This is a genomic window from Chitinophaga sp., assembly GCF_019236475.1.
GTDB lineage: Bacteria > Bacteroidota > Bacteroidia > Chitinophagales > Chitinophagaceae > Chitinophaga.
The window spans coordinates 82,057-101,810 of the sequence record NZ_JAFAIX010000014.1; the positions used below are offsets into that span (position 1 = coordinate 82,057).

Annotated in this window: 19 protein-coding genes; 9 read left to right on the forward strand and 10 right to left on the reverse strand. The window is 44.7% G+C overall.

Features of this window, described 5'->3' with window-relative positions; genetic code table 11:
- Positions 1-16 precede the first annotated feature (16 nt).
- The 3 genes from JO154_RS25590 to JO154_RS25600 form a co-directional block, all read right to left on the reverse strand.
- Positions 17-2,065, reverse strand: a complete 2,049-nt coding sequence (locus JO154_RS25590; RefSeq protein WP_291951807.1) for a TonB-dependent siderophore receptor — start codon at positions 2,063-2,065, stop codon at positions 17-19.
- Positions 2,066-2,166: 101 nt separating this feature from the next.
- Entirely contained in the window at positions 2,167-2,532 is a 366-nt protein-coding gene (locus JO154_RS25595) for a hypothetical protein (protein ID WP_291951810.1), read from the reverse strand.
- A gap of 112 nt (positions 2,533-2,644) precedes the next feature.
- On the reverse strand, positions 2,645-3,094 hold the full coding sequence (locus JO154_RS25600; RefSeq protein ID WP_291951813.1) for a hypothetical protein: 450 nt from the start codon (positions 3,092-3,094) through the stop codon (positions 2,645-2,647).
- Between the two features lie 241 nt (positions 3,095-3,335).
- Here JO154_RS25600 and JO154_RS25605 point away from each other — a divergent pair, with 241 nt between their 5' ends.
- Entirely contained in the window at positions 3,336-3,707 is a 372-nt protein-coding gene (locus JO154_RS25605; RefSeq protein WP_291951816.1) for a helix-turn-helix domain-containing protein, read from the forward strand.
- Between the two features lie 65 nt (positions 3,708-3,772).
- The gene (locus JO154_RS25610; RefSeq protein ID WP_291951820.1) at positions 3,773-4,402 is read left to right on the forward strand and encodes a DUF2306 domain-containing protein; all 630 of its coding nucleotides are present in this window, start codon (positions 3,773-3,775) and stop codon (positions 4,400-4,402) included.
- Here the strand turns inward: JO154_RS25610 and JO154_RS25615 are convergent, their stop codons facing one another.
- The gene (locus JO154_RS25615) at positions 4,403-5,152 is read right to left on the reverse strand and encodes a metallophosphoesterase family protein (protein ID WP_291951823.1); all 750 of its coding nucleotides are present in this window, start codon (positions 5,150-5,152) and stop codon (positions 4,403-4,405) included.
- Positions 5,153-5,285: 133 nt separating this feature from the next.
- Between JO154_RS25615 and JO154_RS25620 the strand changes: the two genes are divergently transcribed.
- The 4 genes from JO154_RS25620 (at position 5,286) to JO154_RS25635 (ending at position 11,847) form a co-directional block, all read left to right on the forward strand.
- On the forward strand, positions 5,286-6,260 hold the full coding sequence (locus JO154_RS25620; protein ID WP_291951826.1) for a hypothetical protein: 975 nt from the start codon (positions 5,286-5,288) through the stop codon (positions 6,258-6,260).
- Between the two features lie 54 nt (positions 6,261-6,314).
- Complete coding sequence (locus tag JO154_RS25625) at positions 6,315-7,967, forward strand: DUF6138 family protein (RefSeq protein WP_291951829.1); 1,653 nt, start codon at positions 6,315-6,317, stop codon at positions 7,965-7,967.
- Positions 7,968-8,075: 108 nt separating this feature from the next.
- The gene (locus tag JO154_RS25630; RefSeq protein WP_291951832.1) at positions 8,076-9,911 is read left to right on the forward strand and encodes a WG repeat-containing protein; all 1,836 of its coding nucleotides are present in this window, start codon (positions 8,076-8,078) and stop codon (positions 9,909-9,911) included.
- A 73-nt stretch (positions 9,912-9,984) separates the two neighbouring features.
- Positions 9,985-11,847, forward strand: coding sequence for a WG repeat-containing protein (locus JO154_RS25635; protein WP_291951834.1), 1,863 nt, complete (start codon positions 9,985-9,987; stop codon positions 11,845-11,847).
- A 40-nt stretch (positions 11,848-11,887) separates the two neighbouring features.
- Here JO154_RS25635 and JO154_RS25640 read toward each other — a convergent pair whose 3' ends face one another.
- From JO154_RS25640 to JO154_RS25650, 3 genes are all read right to left on the reverse strand, one after another.
- Positions 11,888-12,538 carry a hypothetical protein gene (locus JO154_RS25640; RefSeq protein ID WP_291951837.1) on the reverse strand — a complete coding sequence of 217 codons (651 nt, stop codon included), beginning with the start codon at positions 12,536-12,538 and terminating at the stop codon, positions 11,888-11,890.
- A gap of 93 nt (positions 12,539-12,631) precedes the next feature.
- Complete coding sequence (locus JO154_RS25645) at positions 12,632-13,108, reverse strand: DUF1572 domain-containing protein (protein WP_291951841.1); 477 nt, start codon at positions 13,106-13,108, stop codon at positions 12,632-12,634.
- A 63-nt stretch (positions 13,109-13,171) separates the two neighbouring features.
- Positions 13,172-14,587, reverse strand: coding sequence for a PLP-dependent aminotransferase family protein (locus JO154_RS25650; protein WP_291951844.1), 1,416 nt, complete (start codon positions 14,585-14,587; stop codon positions 13,172-13,174).
- 102 nt (positions 14,588-14,689) lie between these two features.
- Between JO154_RS25650 and JO154_RS25655 the strand changes: the two genes are divergently transcribed.
- Positions 14,690-15,145 carry a cupin domain-containing protein gene (locus tag JO154_RS25655; RefSeq protein ID WP_291951847.1) on the forward strand — a complete coding sequence of 152 codons (456 nt, stop codon included), beginning with the start codon at positions 14,690-14,692 and terminating at the stop codon, positions 15,143-15,145.
- An 18-nt stretch (positions 15,146-15,163) separates the two neighbouring features.
- The gene (locus tag JO154_RS25660) at positions 15,164-16,045 is read left to right on the forward strand and encodes a dihydrodipicolinate synthase family protein (RefSeq protein ID WP_291951849.1); all 882 of its coding nucleotides are present in this window, start codon (positions 15,164-15,166) and stop codon (positions 16,043-16,045) included.
- A gap of 67 nt (positions 16,046-16,112) precedes the next feature.
- On the opposite strand, the gene JO154_RS25665 is transcribed toward JO154_RS25660, so the two are convergent.
- On the reverse strand, positions 16,113-17,273 hold the full coding sequence (locus JO154_RS25665) for an MFS transporter (protein ID WP_291951852.1): 1,161 nt from the start codon (positions 17,271-17,273) through the stop codon (positions 16,113-16,115).
- Positions 17,274-17,444: 171 nt separating this feature from the next.
- Here JO154_RS25665 and JO154_RS25670 point away from each other — a divergent pair, with 171 nt between their 5' ends.
- Positions 17,445-17,795: a helix-turn-helix domain-containing protein gene (locus JO154_RS25670; RefSeq protein WP_291951855.1), complete on the forward strand. Its 351-nt coding sequence runs from the start codon at positions 17,445-17,447 to the stop codon at positions 17,793-17,795.
- Between the two features lie 52 nt (positions 17,796-17,847).
- Here the strand turns inward: JO154_RS25670 and JO154_RS25675 are convergent, their stop codons facing one another.
- Both JO154_RS25675 and JO154_RS25680 read right to left on the reverse strand, forming a co-directional pair.
- Positions 17,848-18,558, reverse strand: coding sequence for a sterol desaturase family protein (locus JO154_RS25675; protein ID WP_291951858.1), 711 nt, complete (start codon positions 18,556-18,558; stop codon positions 17,848-17,850).
- Between the two features lie 4 nt (positions 18,559-18,562).
- A complete protein-coding gene (locus JO154_RS25680; protein ID WP_291951861.1) occupies positions 18,563-19,552 on the reverse strand; it encodes a hypothetical protein in 990 nt (329 codons plus the stop codon).
- Between the last annotated feature and the right edge of the window lie 202 nt (positions 19,553-19,754).

Here is a 19,754-nt window from a genome sequence, read left to right on the forward strand (position 1 = left end):
AGCGATGTTTTAATTATCAAAAAGTGAAGGTGCCCCGTACAAACCCGGTACGTCCCCAGGCTACTGGCAAGGCTGGTTTAAAGCCCGAACGAAGCATCAATCCATCTTTGCCGTCGCCGGTTTGGATCACATCCGTGACGTTCAAGAGATTTTTCATACCGATGGTGAGCATGAGTCGTTGTACGAGGAAACTACGCGTAGCAGAGAGGTCCCAGAGATGATACCCTCCCAGCGTCCGATCCGTTAGTTTGCCATCATTGATGCCAAACTGGGCCAGTGGCCCGTTGTACTTCCATGCGCTCGTAAAGCGGATATCCAGCCATTTCCAGTTATACATACCTTGAAGACCAGCTTCCCAACTGCCAAATTGCTGCTGCATACTATTACTGCCACTACGGGAAAGATATCCCAGGGAGGGTTTTAGCTGCCAACGGTCCGCATGGCTGTACGTCCCATCCAGATTGACTCCCCGGGTACTGAATTCAGGAATATTATGATAGGTACGAGCTACATTTATCGTTTGATATGCTGGTGGTAAGGTGGATCTGTCCAGTTCTACCAGTTCAATTTTATCGCGGATATTATTCAGGAAGGCAGTGAGATTCAGCTTCCAGGCATGGGATTTATAATGTACGCCGGCGCTGTAATTATGCGCCAATTCCGGATTTAAGTCAGGATTGCCGATGATGTAATGATTGGCATTTTTAAAATCTTGGAACAGTTCCCGTTGACTCGGAGCGCGAAAGCCACGGGTATAACCAGCACGCATATACCAATGCTCGTTGATAGTCCAGCGTAGTTGGAGGCTGGAAATCAATGGCAACTCTAATCCGAGAAAGTTGATCTCTCTGGCATTATAGCGGTTATTATAAGTATAGCGTAATCCGCCCTGGGCCTCTAGTTTACCAAAGAACGTAGCGCCTAGGCGAGAAAACAAGCCTATATCGTTGATAATGCCCGCATCTGCCGAAACCCTGTCTCCCTCACTATTACTAAGATTCACATCATAGCCTAATTGATAATTCAAACGATGGCGATCCGGTTGTTGATAGTTATAGGCGGCACGGAAGGTCCAGTTGGCGAAGATATTACTGGCATTGCTAGTCTGTTTTTCTGATTTATTTTGAAGATTGACCAGGTATTGTTCGCTGGTACGATCGTAAAAACTATAACTGTTAACCACGTCCAAATAACTGCGAGCATTTAATTTACCATTCACAAAAGCCAATGCAGTAGCGCGGCTCGTACGAAAACGATTATCCGTTGCCGTGAGATAAGCCGTTCCTGGATCCGCGTTCCCTGGTGCATCGGCCAGTTCATTAAAATATTGTAGGGAAATACCTCCCTGCAGCTCCCCCCATTTACGATACAATTTCAGGTTGCCAGTGGCTTGCGTTTTAGGGTTCCAGTTTTTACCCCGCACTGTCCCATCTGGTGTAGTGACAGTAGATTTATAGCTGTCGGACGCGTAGCCCCCGAACCAGGTATATCCCCCGCCTGCCATGAGATTCCAGCCTTTCATATTCTTCCCTAGCCATCCGCTGCCATTATACTGGCCCACCGATTCCAAGTACTGGGAAATGCCCCCTTGAACGCCTTCTCCTGGCTTCATACGGCGGGTAATCAGGTTAATGGTACCCGCCAATGCATTGGTACCATATTCCACGCTCAGCGGGCCTTGTATAATTTCTACTCGTTCCACTTGGTTTAGGTGGAGTTGTTGCAAGTCAAACTCATTTCCTTCACCACTAATCATGGGCACACCATCCACTAGGATTTTTACGTTTTGACCGGTAATTCCTTGCATGATCAGATTACTTCCCAGTACATTGTCACTGATAATGCGCATATTCATTTCTGTGGTCAGCAGGTCCATCAGGTTGACGGCACCTTTCTCCTGGATACGCTTGGCATCTATTAAGGTAATTGGATAAAGACTCTGAGAAATTTTAACAGGTTGTCCCTGGCCTGTAACCACCACCGGCTCCAGGTCTTTGACTGCATTTTGCTGGGCATGCAGCGTCCCATATGCTGCCAGCAGTGGCAGCACCCAAATTTTTTTCATATTAAAAGCAACAGCGTTAGGCTCCGGTCAGCACAAGACCGAAGTGTAGGATACATAGTTGACACAGGAAGGCGTTTGCCTACCCGGAAGTCCATGAAAAATTAAGCAGTGGGAGGACCTTTGTTGGAGGCGGTCAATACCAGGCGTTCGTTATTATCTACTGGTGGATGAACGTACAGAATAGTTAGGAGTATCGGTTTAGGGAGACGAATGTCCGCGTGGTTGTTCAGGTAATTACTGATGTAGTCGTCGCAGATATGACAGGCTGCGGTCATATGCGCTTGATGATGTGTGGTATCCATTTCCCGGATGATTTCCGGATAAAGTTTCACCTGTTTAACAGTGGCAAATGCGGCTCTTCCGTCCGGGCCGTGATGATGCATAAAAGGAACAACCATACCGTACAGCAGATACAGTAGCAGCATGGCTGTAGCCGAAAAGCTATATTTCCTTTTATGGTTCCTCATGAAGGGTCAAATATAGCACAATATTCAGAAAATGAAACATTGTTGCAAAAAATATTTCAGGACGGAGTGGCTGTTGTCTCTCCAAAAAATAACGGTATAGTCAATACCTTTTTTATAAACCATAGATGTAATACAACAGGCAGGCTACGCCGCTCAGTAGCGTCAATGTATGGAGGATACAATGTTCCAGATTAGGAACAGGGTTTTTACCGCGGGCCGGCAGCAAGATAATGGTTTTACTGAAAATACGTTGGTGCAGTTCGGACCAGTTACTTTGTAATGCAAAACGGGCCCCAAAGAAATAGGCCGTCCACCAGGTATAGATTTCTCCGGCAAACATCAGTCCCAGCTCAATAGCCGCCACCAGCGCCATGATTTTGTGGCCGGTCAATAGCGCTACTACAGGGAATCCCATAGAGAAAAAATGTATACCCGCTTCCGTTAGACGCTCCTTACGGGTATATACACGAACATTATTGAAGGGAAACAAATCGATACGAGTTGTCACCTGATGATATATCAAATGCAGATTAGTTAGGACGATAGCGAAGAGATATAACATTTTACCACTGATTATTACCCTTCAAAAATGCGCAAATGCAGGCACGACTACAAGTTGCATTCGGTTATTTACCGGCAAGTACCGGTGAAAAGCATTAAAATATCGGTTAAATTTCCAGCGGCATACACCTGCTCCATGATGGTAGTAACGGCCGGTAACCCGCCATAGTGGTGTCTCCCGCTACTACCCCAACAGATATGGTTGGTAATACTTAACTTTAGGATGACTAACGCTGACGGATATGCAAAACTACGAACGTAAAACACCGCAAGACCTAAACTGTGGCATCACCGTGTATATGAAACTAATGGGCGGTAAATGGAAACCCTGCATTGTAGACTTGATCCATCGCGGATGCCACCGCCCCAGCGAAATGCACCGACAAATGCCGGAAGCCACGCCCAGGGTGATTGACATGCAACTGCGGGAATTAGAAGTATATGGGGTGGTCAGCAAGCAGCTACAGCCAGGATTCCCCCTGCGCTCAGATTATTATCTGACCCCACTCGGCGAATCCCTCGTGCCTATTATCTCCCTAATCGACACCTGGGGAACTACCCATGCGGACCATGTACAGCAGGTAACTGCCAACATCCACGCCTATACCGAATAGTTTTTCGGTTATTGACTCCGGTCATGTATAAACGGACTTTTGTAATTCAAAAATCTGTATTGTACATGAAAACGAAACTTAGCACCCATCAACCACTTCGTGAAATAGGGAATGTACTCCTCTGGTTGGGTATTGTATACATCACCTGGACCTTCATGCATCCTGCAGACCCTTATCTGCAGTTTACCAAAGAAGTACTAGGGCGATATTTCCCCGTACGCTGGTTTTTAATTCTTCATATCACCGCTGGTGGCGGCGCCATTATCCTCGGCCCGTTTCAATTCTGGAAGCGATTGTATGCCAAGGGATGGAAGATACACCGCATCATTGGCACCTTTTACCTACTGGCAGTGCTGGCCAGCAGTATCTGTGCAGTGATACTGGCCTCCACGGCTTCTTATGCAGTGGGCTGGCCTTATGCCTTCTCTTTACAAGTATGGGCTACCGTGTGGATCAGCGCCACTTTCATCGCCTACAGAATGGCGTTGATACGCAAATTCAAGCAACACCAGGAATGGATGGTCAGAAGCTATCTTGTGACGCTGGCATTTGTTATTTCCGGCCTTTTGCTACGCACGCCATGGGTGAAAACACTGGGAAGCTTGGGGGATATAGGTCCCACCTTTTTCTGGCTGGGATGGGCCGTTCCACTCTATCTATACGAGGTGGTATTGTCCGTCAAAAGGAAAGGCTGATTATTTAAACCGGTTCATCATTCTGCCTTCTTCTCCAGGATACAGCGATGGTGCGGGATCTGACTGAAACAATGTCTTGGAATGAATATCCATACCGGAAAGCCGGCCATAAAACCCGGCTCCGGTATCCATATTCCAGACATTGCAGGCATGCATGGGCTTATATACATCGTAATTGAGCGTAGGGGTATGACCGATATAGATCTCCGCAAATAATCGCAGCTTTTGCGGATATAATTCCGGATGGGTAGCCACTCGGCTGTTCATAGTACGGGCCAGCTCCCAAAGGGTCCGGTCTCTCATCAGTACGGATACATCTCCCTGTGCCAGTGGGCCACCTTCTGCCGTATAACCGCCATGGATAAAGAGTCGGCCTTCCGTATCCTTATAGTAATAATGCATGTTGCGGAAAAAATGAAGATGTTCCTGTATGGCTGCCGTGGAGTAGCCTTCATAACTTTTAATCGTAGAAACGCCATGGCTTTTCATCCAGTCCAATCTATATGCGTGTCCGCTTAACCAGGCTTCACACATATCATCATGGTTTCCTTTTATAAAAATGCAGGAAATGCGTGTCTGTAAATCGATGAGGAAATCTATCAGTTGAGCCGACTCAGACCATCCATCTACATAATCTCCCAGGAAAATCAGTTGATCGGCGCCTTGGGGTTGTATTCGCTCCAGCAACTGCTGTAAGGCGCGCAGTCCTCCGTGAATATCTCCAATTACTATCGTTCTATGGTTCTTCATTGCATCCTTATTTATCATATCTTCAAGATAGGATTCTTTTACGGGAATCCCTGTTTTATCAAACAAAAGTAAGATCATTCCTGTTGTATCTTCTATCATTGGTAGCAAGTCTGCTCACCCCAAATTTCAATTCATGGAACGGTTTCAATACTCCCCCTCCCACGCCAAGCTCTGTATGACACTTAGTGCCATGGCCTATGCCGGACCTATGTCTGCCATAGAGTGGCTGCTGGCGGACCCAGGACTCCCCACCAATGAAGAATGGGAGCTGCAATGGTATGGCGCTGCCGGGGAAAATGCCCTGTTTTGCGCTTGGAATAAGAACAGTGGCGCATATGCCATTTCTGTTCGAGGAAGTGTCTGGAAAGAATTCTCCAATATTTTTGAGGACGTGGATGTCGTTAATGTATCCCCCTGGCACAACGGTTATATTGCCAAAGGTATTTGGGATGGTCTGCAAAACCTGGTATCTATCCTGAATGCATCTGGGCATTCCATTATTCCTTACCTGCGGGAAACCTGCTTCCAGCATAAAGAAGTACCTACGATTTTTATCACTGGGCATAGTCTGGGTGGAGCGCTGGCCAATGCTTTGTCGTTGTACATACAGGAACAACTGGGGCGGCCGGTTAACCTGATCGTATATACGTTTGGCGCTCCTGGTATTGGAGATGCCACCTTCACTGCGTATTATGACCAGATTTTCAATACCATGCTCTGTCAGGCTTTTCGGGTATATAACGATAAGGATGTGATTCCTTATGCCTATGGTGACCTGCAAGAGATTATTCCCGAGAATTTACCAGTAGCTACTAAAGGTATGCTGAATTTTTTCTGGGATAATAGTATCCGGGTATTCATGAAGATATTGCTGGAAATGGACCGGAAGTACGTACAAATAGGGCCTTATACACATGTGCTTTCGAACGCTGCGATGCGCGTAAGACCTTATGATATCTTACCAACTCCACCTGTCAATCGCGGAGCTGAACTGAAGAGTTGGTTTACATATGAGCATGGGGTAAATACCTATTTGTATTTACTGGAAACACCTCTTTTGCCCGCACTGCCCTATCCTGTCCCCATTTCGGAGACCGAAGAGGCGTAATTCCATAAAATACAATATCTTGCTGCGCATTAGTGTTACCCAAATTTATAGTGAATGATTAAAGCGCAGGAAACCATTGCCACAGATATTGCCAAAGCCGTATCTAGCCTGATTGAAAAGCTGAATGCCAAAGTAGATGCCGCCACTGTAGTAAAACGGTCCAAATTACAAGCTGGCGTTTTTGACTTTATCCGATTTGTTTATAAGGATGGAGAGCTGTACCTCTACTCTACAGATGATGATTTCAGTGATGCAGACATGCATGTGGAAGGCATTGCCGTTCCAGGGGTACTGACTACTCCTGAAGCTGTTCTCCAATTGGCGACAGTATTGCATCCCATGCTAGCAACCATTATTGGAGCCTACGACCAGTTGCCCATCCTAGATTACAAATTTGAGGTGTATGGAGAAGTAGTTGTTGGGAAGACACGGGTCAAAGTGCCTGCATATGTACATATATCATCTTTCAAAAAACAGCAGTTACAGCGGAACATGGAGGAATACCTCCACGATAAAGTAACTAACGGTCAATACCCTACGAAAGATCTGGATACCTTCTTTCTCTCGCGGCACTTGCTGGACGAAGAATTACGCGGAGCCCTTGATACACCGGCTATCCAATCTATCATAGAAAAGATCCATCTGTTGAACAAGACTAGCAGAAAGGGTTTGAGACAACATCGATATTATCTGATCAATGCATTGCGTCAGTGGGCAGAAAAACATTTTCTGCCGCAATACTACGACGTTAGCAATAATCTATATAAAGGTACCGTATATACGTTGCGGGCGGAACATCCAGAGGCGCCTGCTTCTCTACTGGACTTGCTCCTGTATACTGCTGTCATGATCATTCGCTATGAGCCTAATTTTACGCGTCCTGTAGGAGTGAGATTTGCGGAAATGGCTGGCGAACTGGGAGCCCTGAGCGCCGCTCCCCTATTACGTTTCGGCACAGGTAAGTATGCAGACCTCCAAACAGCAGATGTAGAAATCCAGGCCAACGATATCTTGGCTACCGTTAAGATCAATATCCTCCAGGAAAATGAAGCGGCCTATGAACAGGCATTGCAATACCTCACCCAGTTGCTACAGCAGGAGTTTCCGCGGAGTTATGCCATCAAGCTGAAATCCAAGGTGAAGCTGTTGTTGGAAATAAAGAAAATAGGTAAGACAGACACGCATCGTTTTTTTGCGAATGCACTCCAATATCCGACTTTATATCCACTGCTGGAAGCCTATGCACGCGTGGCTTTCGCCGAAGAATTTGAATGGTATACAGATGCAGAAGAGGAGCTCTGTGCATTGCCAGGCACCTATGCCGTATTCGGACTCGGACTAACCGATGATACCTATTTCCCACTGGTAAGGGATTATATGAAGCAGGTAGACTCGGAGCATCAATCTGTCCAAAACCAATTCACGATTGCCTTTGCAGCTAAGTTTGGGGTGTGTCTCCCTACCATCCCAACACTTGTTTCCTGCTTACTGGCTTGTCAGGAAATGAAGCCGCTGAAAGAATTCGCGGCTTTCGAACAGCCTGAAAACCTAGGTCAACTGCTGGCGGACTTAAAGGATCAACCAGACTATAATGTGGAACATGTGATCGCATTGATCTGGGGCTCCAAACAAAAACTGGCTACACAGGCCAAAAAGAAAAACGCGCCGGAAGCATTACAACAGTTGCTAGCCCTCGCTGGCAAATAAGCATATTTATAGGCAGCGCTGTCGCTTGAAAAGTTCAGTTATAATAAGCTGCAACTACGAGTGACAGCGCTGCATTTTTATTTATATTTGGGTACTATCCACATATCTATGAAAGTTTGCGCTGTTTTGGTTTTAGCACTGATACTCTGTAGCTGTTATCATCCCACTACTTCCCCATTATTTCTGTATCAGGACAATGGTAAAACAGGTTACATCGATCAACAGGGTAAAATTGTTATTCCTGCCAGGTTTGCGGCAGCACAGGAATTTTCGGAAGGTCTGGCGGCTGTTCGCATAGGCGGTTACTATGGTTATATTGACAAGTCCGGCAAAACTATTATTAGTGCCCAATTTGATTACGCCACAGGATTTTCGCATGGGCTGGCGCTGGTATACAAAGGGCCAATTGCCCAATACATTGATAAATCCGGACATACAGTTAGCCCGGTATTCTCCGAAGGGGAAGTATTTACCCATGGTACGGCCATTGTTACGAACTTTAAAGGGCAAAATGGCCTCATGGATACAACAGGGAAACTGTTACTGGAGACGATCTATCCATATATTGAGCGGGTAAAAGGCGGTTTGTTCCGTACTGCTGATTCAAATAATAAATTGCAGTTGCTGGATCGCCATGGGAAACCATTGCCCTTCGAAAAAAATTATGCAGCGCTACTCCCCTGGCAAGATGATCATCTATTAGCTAGACTGAAAGCGCCTGACAGTCTTCGTAACGATATGGTGATACTGGATCTCTCAGGACACGAAATCTTCCGATATGGCAGCGATCAGATAAATCCCCAATACCTGGCTGAAGGTAATATTATCCTGGATAGTATGGCCCATGGCAAAGCATCTAGCTATATGGTATTATACAACCTGCTGCAAAAAACTATCTTACTAAATAGTATTGACGTATATACGCCGTTTAATCATCATCGGGCACTCATAAGGGTAGATGATTATTTGCTGCTGCTAGTGAATAGGGATGGCGACTTCATTCATGTCCAATCCCAAGGCATGCTGGAAGAAGGTTTTCAATTCGGATATGCTTTTGTCACTAAAGATCATGGGTTTGGCATGATTGATACGACAGGAGAATTTGTTTTCCCACAGCATTATGGAAGAATCGTTCCATATGGCGCAACTGATTCTACTTTTCTCTTCGGAGAAATGGATGATTATTATGGTAAAATCGGCATGGCCGACAGATCCGGTAAAACCTTATTACCCAGTGTGCTCCAGCGTGTTGACCCGCGAGGATTTGTAAATGGATTATTGCAGTGTGAAAAAGATAATGTACTAGCATATATAAATCCAAGCGGAAAAGTAGTATGGCAGGGAAAGAAAGACCGGAAATTACCACGCTTGAACATTGACTATATGCGGGATAATGAATACTATGCGGAAGATAATTTAGGTGGTTTTATTTCCACTCCTTTTGATCCAATACCCAATGACAAGTATTTTGCATACCCAAAGGATATTCGTTCCCTAAACAAACAGTTTGCTAAATCCCTGCTATTGCAGGTAGATACTATATTCCCCACCCATATTGACGATAAGTACAAAGGCTATAAGGTACAAATCATTAATAATACGGACAGTACTATCCAGTTTGATTTACAGGATTTCAAGCTATTCATGCAGATGCAAGCATTTGTCGATAATAAATGGGTGGGTATTGAGCGTCTTCCAATGTTGAGTTGCAAACACCCTCTTATTACGGTTCCGTTGAGGAATGGAGAGTACTGGGAATTAGTATGTCCTACATATGAAGGGGCGCAAAAAGTACGATTACGCATGTCTCTCCGTTACGCGATAAGTCCAGAAGTGGGAAGTGGTGAGATTTTCAGTAATGAATTCAGTGGTAGTATAAATCCCGGACAACTATGGAGAACACAGGAAAATAAGGAACTGTACAGGATAAGCATACATAATTAATCATGGAGAAAGATCCACCTGTAAACTAGCTATTATCTAATATCGTTTTCATATCATCTCAGATCCCTTACATATGAAAAAAACAGCTTTTCCAATATGGCCTCTTTTCGGAGCCATACTATTGCTGCTGCAAGCCTGTGATGCAGGTTTACAACACCATTCGCATTCAAATGGTCAACCTAGATTCGTCATCCAGGAAAATTACAAACAGGGCTATATCAACGAGCGGGGCGAAATGGTTATCGCTGCCCGGTTTGTAGTCGCACAGGACTTCTCAGAAGGACTGGCTGCGGTTCGTGAAAACGGTTATTACGGTTACATTGATGAATCGGGAAGACCTGTAATTGAAGCAAAATTCGATTATGCCACCCCCTTTTCAGAAGGACTGGCCTTTGTTTACAAAGGAGATACCGGCCAATATATTGACCGATCAGGGATAATGGTAATTGCTGGATTTTCCAATGGCGGTCCTTTTCATAATGGAAAAGCCATCGTTGAATCCAGATTTAATCATACCGGCATGATTGATTTATCAGGCAAATTGTTATTGGATACGGTATATCAACATATTGCGCTGTTGAATCATGGCCTGATCCTTACAAAAAAAGAGGACGAAGGTTGGGTGTTGAGCGATAGTACTGGTCTTACGCATACTGTTATGAATAGAGTTTCAGAAATAGAGTCCCCATCGAATGGATATATGGTCGCTTGGTTAAAAGTGCCTGATAGCATGGGGAATGACAATATATTACTGGATTCTTCCGCACAGGAAATATTCCGATATAATAGTAACATCTTAAGTACCCAAGAACTGTTGGATGGAAAAATCATCCTGCGTCACCGGGATTCAATAGGCCACAACAGTAGATACTTATTCGATTTACATAGTAAAAAAATCCTACTAAGAGGAATAGACTACAATCCTACAACCTTCTCCAATAACAGATCCATCATGACGGTCAATGATAACATCGTATTGATGAAGGGCAACGGGGAAGTAATACCAACTAAATTTAACGGATTCAAAGACAATGGTTTTCAATATGGCTATGCATTTGTACGGGAAGGTGGCAAATATGGCATGATTGATACAATGGGTAAATATCTTATCCAACCGCAGTATGAGAATATTCTCCAGTATGGTATGACCGCCAATTATTTCTTTTTCACCCAACAGGATACATTAGGAAATGAGAAATTTGGAATGGCCGACAGAAAAGGTAAAATCATCCTACCTGCTGTACTGGAAGCGGTAGATGTAGGAGGCTTTATTAACGGACTACTGCGGTGCACCAAAGACAGCCTGCTCACCTACATCAATGAGCAAGGGAAAATCATCTGGCAGGCAAAAAACAATCAACACTTATTCCCTTTAAATATTGATTACAAACTGGAAGCTTATTGTTATGTAGAAGAAGATACTACCAATCAAATCAAATTCAGATATGCCCCAAGGACATATCACCCACTCCCACGTCCTATTCAGCACCGCAGCACCTATGTAGCCAATGCACTTCAGATCCAAATAGACACCACTACTATCGTGCCTTTTGAAAACCTTTACAAGGGCTATAAAGTACGTATTATCAATAATACCGACAGCACTATTCAGTTTAATGCCCAGGATTACCGACTGTATATGAGCATGCAGGCATATATCAACAACAAATGGCAAAATCTGGAATATTTTCCGCAAAGCTGGTGTGGAAACAGCTATATGCAAATACCTCTCAACGCTGGTAATTACTGGGAATTAACATGCCCTGTTTATGAGGGTAGCCAACGGGTAAAGCTACGATTCTCCCTACTGTATGTTAATGGTAAAGATGTGGAGGGGGAAGTATTCAGTCAGGAATTTTCAGGTAGTATTAACCCCGCACAGCGATGGAGAAACATGCCTCATTTCCGAAGCAATATCATGGACCCTTACAATTAATATTCAAAGAGTCCACATCTGGAGATATGGACTCTTTGAATTATTGCTGTGTAATCTTATCAATATACACTGTAAACGTAGCATTTACATGAATATCCTGTGCACCACATACCGGCGCATTATACGCAGGCTGACGGCCCGAATTGGCCAACATATCCTGTATACATGGCATGGATAAATCTGCACTGGCGTAGGCGGCATTATAATTATAACTTCCTCTCAGCCGCAGATATTTCCCCATATCAGTGATATCCGTCAAATTCATATGTACCTTACTGTTAGTACGATTGATATCTGTATCAAAATAGAGGAAATACATTCCCCCGCTGTAGTCTTTCCGATCATTAGAAGTGCCGATGGTAGTTTGACCGCCGGTAGACAGCATTCCATCGAATACCTGTTCCCCTTTTATCAACTGCATAGGCAGTGCCCCACAGGATACATGATATGCTTTTCCAGCCGAATCTAGGTCGGCAGTAATGGTAAAGGTTTCAAAACCAGTTTTGGTAAATTTCGTATAGCCAACAGTGGATTTTTGGGCAATCTTAAATTGCTTGTTAACACTTCCGGAGATCTGAACGGCAATGCTATCAACGGGTTGATTACTATTATCAACTGTAGATTTATCACTTTTGCTACAGGCGGTCAACAAGGATACTGCAATCGCAGTATACAACAGCGGTTTAAACATGGTTAAATTTTGGGGGCAAATTTAAGGTAAATTATTATTCCTTCCAGGCAGCAGGCTCCATATCTCGTATAGCCGTACTCAAGGGATTGATATTTACTTTACGACGTTGGCCCGGATCATTTTCTTGATGATGGTAATCTGTCCGAGATGATAATGGGTATGTTCAATTAATCCTGTTAAATTACGATAATAATTTCCATATTTCGGGTCCGCAAAGTCCTTATCCAGCTTAGTTTCACCCAATGCGGCTATTGCTACAGCCAACTGCTCCGCTTCTGCCAGCGCTTTATTCACCAACTCCTTCCATTCTTCCGCTGTTGTAATCACGGGTACATCAAAACTCAATTTATCACTGGCTACCAACGGTCCTCCTTGCAATACCTTCAAGACAGGGCTGACATAATAATTCATATGAAACACGAGCACCGCAATGGTATTCAAATCATGTAACTGCGTGGTAGCTTCTTCCCAGGTAATGTCTGCCAGGGTATCCTTCAGATTCACACTGGTCCAGTTTCCACCGAAATGCACATCCCGAAAGTGTTTGGCTATTTGTGAAGTAAGGGTCATTGGGTTAAAGTTTTCTTGTAGGCATATTATTTTTCACCTTCTATAAACAATATAAGGAATTAATCATAAACATGCTGCCAATGCTGCAATACCTTCTCGCAGTTGGACTTCCGACAAAGCGCCGTAACTCAAACGAAATCCGTTCACTTGTGGATGTTTGCCATATATTTCCTGGGAGATGATTTTCACACCACGTTTCAGCAGTTTCACTGAAAGTAGCTCCCAGTCTATCTTTGCTATTGGTACCAACCAAAAAGCTAGTCCGCCTTCTGGGATGGTATATTGTAGTTTGCCTTCCAGATGTTGTTGTAATAACTGGGCTGTCAGGTCGCGCTTAGAGCGGTAGTAAGCGGTTGCTTTTTTAATATGGCGGCGAATAGTCCCGTCTTCGATCAGTTGTAATACTGCCTGTTCCATGATCGTGTCTCCCTGAACATCTATCATTTTACGCAACTGGCCTACCTTTTCAATCGTGGCCGCCGATCCAACGAGATAGCCTATACGTAGCGCAGGGGCTACCACTTTACTCATCGTACCAATATACATATAATGCTTCACCTCTTCGAGGCTAGACACCGGTAATATAGGCCGATAGCCGAAATGAAACTCGTTATCATAATCATCTTCCATGATGGTAAAATGATGTTTATTGGAAAGCCGGATCAGTTCCAATCGCCGTTGCAGACTAAGTGTAACGGTGGTCGGATACTGGTGATGCGGCGTAATATATACTGCTTTTATTTTCCGACCAGCGGCTATATACTGCGCAATTTTATCAACACGAATGCCGTCTTGGTCCACTGGCACATGCAGTAATTTTGCACCGGCATGTTCCAGGGCACGCCATGCTGGCATATATCCAGGATGCTCTACCACTACTTCATCTCCCTCCCGGATAAGACATTGTGCCGCCAGGTACATGGCCATCTGGCTGCCACGGGTAATACAGATCTGGTGTTCATCCAACTGCATTCCTCGTTGATGATTGAGCATATGGGCAATGGCTTTGCGGAATGCGGGATCTCCCAGCTCATTGGCATAGCCCATCATCTTCCATTTTGCTTTCTGGTTAAAGAGTTGTCGATATGCCCTCGCCAAGGCATTTACGGGCGCGATTTTACTATCAGGATGCCCATCATCAAATACAATATGCACTGATTTTTCAGGTGTTGGCGGGTCAGATTTCGGGAGACGCGGTTTTGCTGGCCGGCCAGCATTCGGCAGTTGCGCCGCCACAAAAATCCCCTTCCTTTCTACAGACACTACCCACTCTTCATGGAGTAATACCTGTAACGCTTCCACTACTGTATTCCGATTCAATTCCAAGGCTGCCGCCAGCACGCGACTCCCAGGCAAGGCCGCCCCAGCCTTTAACCGGCCTGATTTAATATCCTCAATGATCGCATCCGCAATCTGTAAATATATCGCCTTGCCGGAATGCGGCTCCAGCTTCATTTGCAATTTCCAAGGTCTTAACATCTGGACTACCTGATTTTATAAAAACTGTATCATTCAGCTAGTCCAAAGGTAAAATACTTTTGTGGGGCAATCACGCAAAATCACCACAAAAAATTTAAAGTTATGGCTACAAAACAATTCAGTTCGAAAGACTTCCACGAAACATTCGCAAGACCTAAATATGTAAAACCCAGTCACCTCTTACATAAAAATGTAGAACAGGCGGGCGAACACAATCAGTTTTCCGAAGAAAGAAAACATCCCGTTTTCTTTGTAGACCTTCCCAGCAAGAACGTCAGCATGACCATTGGTGGATTGCTGCCAGGACAGCTCACCAACCGCCATCGTCATACCTATGAAACCGTGCTGTATGTCCTCGAAGGCCACGGCTGGACAGAAGTAGAAGGCGAAAAGGTAGAATGGGAAGCCGGAGACGCTGTGTATATTCCTTCTTGGGCATGGCACAGGCATCAGAACCTCAGCAACGAAGCCCCTGCCAAATACATTGCCTGCGAAAACGCGCCACAGCTCCAGAACCTGGGCGTAGCGCTCCGCGAAGAAGAAGGAAGAGATCTCTAATTAAAAAATCCTCATCACATGAACCATGTTCCATTCAAGGGTATCATTGCATATCCTATCACACCATTCGATTCATTAGGACAAGTAGATATCCCCTTATTCCAGCGATTGGTAGAGCGCCTCGTTGCCAACGGTTCACATGCCATTGCGCCATTGGGCAGTACGGGCGTACTCCCTTATCTACAAGACGAAGAAAAAGAAGCCGTGACTACCGCAGCCATCCAACAGGTGGGCGGTCGGGTACCCACACTGGTGGGCGTATCCTGCCTGACTACAGAGCGCACCATCTATCATGCTCGTTATGCAGAAAAGGCCGGCGCCACCGCCGTGATGATTATTCCTATGAGCTACTGGAAACTCACAGATGACGAGATATTCCGGCATTATGAGGCTGTAGCCTCGCGGATCTCCATTCCCATAATGGCATATAATAATCCGGCTACTGGCGGCGTGGATATGTCGCCTGCCCTCTTAAAGCGACTCCTCCAGATTCCGAATGTCACCATGATCAAAGAGAGTACGGGAGATGTACAGCGGATGCAGTACCTCCGCCGGGAGCTAGGGGAAGAGGTGGCCTTTTACAATGGTTCCAATCCATTGGCACTGGCAGCTTTTGCCGCAGGGGCAAGTGGTTGGTGTACCGCAGCGCCAAACCTGATACCGCAGCTCAACCTGGCATTGTATAAGGCCATAGAGCGCAATGATTTGCAAGCTGCTAATACCCTCTTCTACGACCAAGTGGATCTCTTAAAATTCATTGTAGCCACTGGCCTGCCAAGAGCGATCAAGGCAGGACTGGAAATTCTCGGTGAAGAAGGCGGTCAATTACGCAATCCACTACAGCCACTCTCGTCAACGGAAACGGCTACACTGCGTCAAATACTACAACATATGAATTAATAGGTGTTAACGGTGTATAGCTACTAGTAAAAAGGCTGCGGGATCTCCTGCAGCCTTTCAAAATCTTTTATGCGATGGCAACTTGTGCTTTCCTTTGTGCTAGTACCTTCCGTAACCCCATCAACATGAAAGTAATGATGCCAAATCCAAAAGTAAGCCATGGCGTATAGCCAACACCGTAGTTCGCAATCACCCATCCGCCGGCGGTTGTACCTATCGTTACGCCGAGGTTACCAAATGAAGTAGATAAACTATTGGCAAATTCCAATGCACCTGGCGCCGCAGAAATCATATAGGTGGAGGCATTCAAGAAACTGGGCGAGTACAAGAATCCCCAAAGTCCGATCACTAGTATATTAGCGGCTAGATTAACGCCTGCAATATGCAACAGCAAGGGAATGATCAAGGTGCCTGATAGAAAAAACATCGTTGTTCCGGCGATATGTTTATTGAGCAGCTTTCCGGCCACCCACATCGCTCCTACCCCGATAATCCCAAATAGGAACATCATGTAACTCACCATGGTGTCGTCCATTTGTTTGGCTTTGTTCAGGTAGTCCACGAAATAACTGTAAGTAGAAAACCACCCCGATACCATGCATAAATTGACCAATGCACTGAGAATAAACACCGGATCGCGGAGGATGCGCAACTGACTACCAAAGGATTTCTCTTCTTGCACCGGCATAGAGGGCAACACAGTATAAATGGCCACCACGGCAATGATGCTCACAATCAACTGCACCAAGAAGGAATATTGCCAGTTATAAAGACTAGCCAACCAAGTGGCAAAAGGCACAGTGGTTACCATGGCTATCGCTACGCCGGCGAATACAATGCTCATCAACTCGTTTTCTTTTGCCTTATCTGCTCCATTGATGGCCACCGACAAAGCAGAGGCAATATATACCGGTTGCAGAAAAGCCGGTAAAATCCTCACCAGCATCAACAACCAGAAAGGAGGCGACATGAAAGATACTATCCCTGTCACTACAAACAGGGATAAGGCAAGGGTCATCATCGTTTTTCGGTTATAACTGGAGGTTATCAAAGTCATAAATGGCCCTGTGAGGGCTATTACCAGTGCAAAAGCGCTGAGGAGCCAACCGGCTTTATCAATGGTAATACCATAGTGGGTCGCTATTTGAGGAAGGATGCCAATGACGCCAAATTCTGTTGTAATGACGCCTATAAATCCAAGACTTCCGATGTAGGCATATTTTTTCATGCTTGCTTCTTTTAATTAATCTGTTGTAAAAATTCCTGATGTCATCCCGGTGATGCATTCGATTTTGCAAAACTATTGCTCAACCCTTATTTTTGTAAGTGGTGAATAAAATGTATGGTACGAACAAAAATGTAAGTAATGGGAAGGAGAAAGGAAAATTCGACAAATGCGATGAACGCAAAGAATTTGATGGAGTCTTGCGACTCCGTGTATTCTATTTGTAAAATCGGGGGCCGCTGGAAGATGCTGATCTTATGTGAGCTGAGAAATGGCAAATTGAGGTTCGGGGAATTACGCAAAAACATCCCAGGGATTACGGAAAGAATGCTGACGCTTCAGTTGAGAGAACTGGAAAAAGACCTGCTGGTAACGAGAATCGTATACCCAGAAATCCCACCCCGCGTGGAATACGAATTAACTGATATTGCCTATAAACTGATTCCCATCTGGAATGTATTGGGAGAATGGGCCAAGGAACATAAGCAAATTGTCACGCAGCAACTGAAGGAAGTAGAAGGATAAATTTTTGATAGGTGGAGACAAATAGTATTAAGAACTAGCTGTCTCCACAAATCTATTTTTTATCTGCTGGCAAATAAGTACGGAAAAGGCGATCCCAAATGCTGGTATAAAAGCCAAAGTTGCCATTTATATCCCGATGATGTGCATGGTGGAAACTGGAAGTTCCCATCCATTGGAACGCTTTCCACTGGCCAGAACCGTGTCTCCCCAACGGCTCAAAACCCAAGTGCCCCACTACTCCGAATACCACATTCAAACACAAATATAGTATCACGGCGAGGAGATTGAAATGGCCTGATAATAACACCATCAGCCACAATAGGCCAAAACCAATGGTTTCCACGGGATGCAGTACAAACAAATCCACTGGCGTGGGATCAATCGCCTCATGATGCAACTGGTGGATATAACGATATAACACGGAATGGTGGATGAGATAATGAAAAACGTACATCAGCAGATCCATTGCCAGAAAAAGTATAATCGTATCCGTTAGTACGGTGCTATTCCAGCCGCTTTGCAGGTGAATGAAACCGGATTGCCATAGGAGTCCACCCACCAAAGTGATGACGGAATTGATGATAACCGTTATCCCTGCCAATCTCCACTCCTTTCGGGTAATTTGTTGCGATGGTACCTGGAAAAGCAGGCGTATGATATATCCCAATCCCAGCGCAGCCGCAAATACCAGCAGGTTCTGTATCAGAAAAACTAGGAATAGCTGCCAGGCAGACATATGCATCAATGTATCCAGGTACTGCATGAGATTAGAAGAAGTCTTCTTTAGGGATTTGTTTAAATAATTCGAAAGTCTGCGTCAATGTTTGGAGGAAGTGTTGTTGTTGACTTTCGTTTAAAGTAATACTTCCTTCAAAAGCATCCAGCTCTTCGAAATTGCGGTTATTATAGATTTCCTGGTGCGCGTCCCATTGGCCACTGCTCTGGATGAATAGATGTTTGATATAGACATTCATGGAACTCCCATCTGGCAACGGTATCGTACGATTGCTAGAAATTTTGTACAGGAAAGATACCAGGATTTCGTCAGCAATGAGTTGATTGGTCCAGATATGATTCCGGAGATATTTAGCCGTAAAAGCCAGTATGGTGGTATGATTCGCTGGCAGGGATTCCTGATAGGCTTCTTCCGGCAGTAATAGGAAATGATGATCGAAAAGCCATTTTACCAGCAGCGAATAGGCTGGTTTTACGGTATTGCGGGTATATTTCTCCACGAAATTATACTGGGAGAATATTTCGCGGGATTCCTTCAAACGCAGCTCCATGGTGGAAATAGCATGATCCTTACTCTCCGTCCATATCACTACTTCTGCTATCTCATTCAATGATTTTCTAAAAATGGTTTTACCCTTGGTATCATCTGCGCCAATAAATGCCAGAAGTGATTCATAGGTCGCATCAGGTGCTATAAATCCCTCCCAGAAGCTGGCTGGCTTTGGATCTGGCACTTTTTTCTTTCCCCTACTGGCAGAAAAGAGTACGACGGAAGATAGATAGCTTTCGAAATTATAGTCATCATTTTTAGGACTTACCGGAGGATAAAACTGCTCATTGGTAATGTCGAATTTAAAACTGAAACTTAGTTGATTCGCTTTATCTGTAAAGCTTTTGCTACTTTGATTGGCATTGACTGTTTTAGGAGGCTTTCCTAATGAGCAAGATGCAAAGAGCTCCGCCATTGCAGGCGTTGTACTTTTCTGGCCCATCAGGGCGATGATATCATGAACGGTTACCATAAATGGATGAATATATTTTTACAAGATTACAAATATCTGTCAATTTTTATCTGTAAAAAGTTTCAGCACAGCCAGAATCTAAAGGATTCGACGCCTGCACTTTTACCTATTGGAAGTTCAGTGTCAGATGCTTATATTTGGGAAGTAGAATGCATTAGTACTGATATCCTAGGAGAATCTGATTATTCTTTTGGAGGTCGTA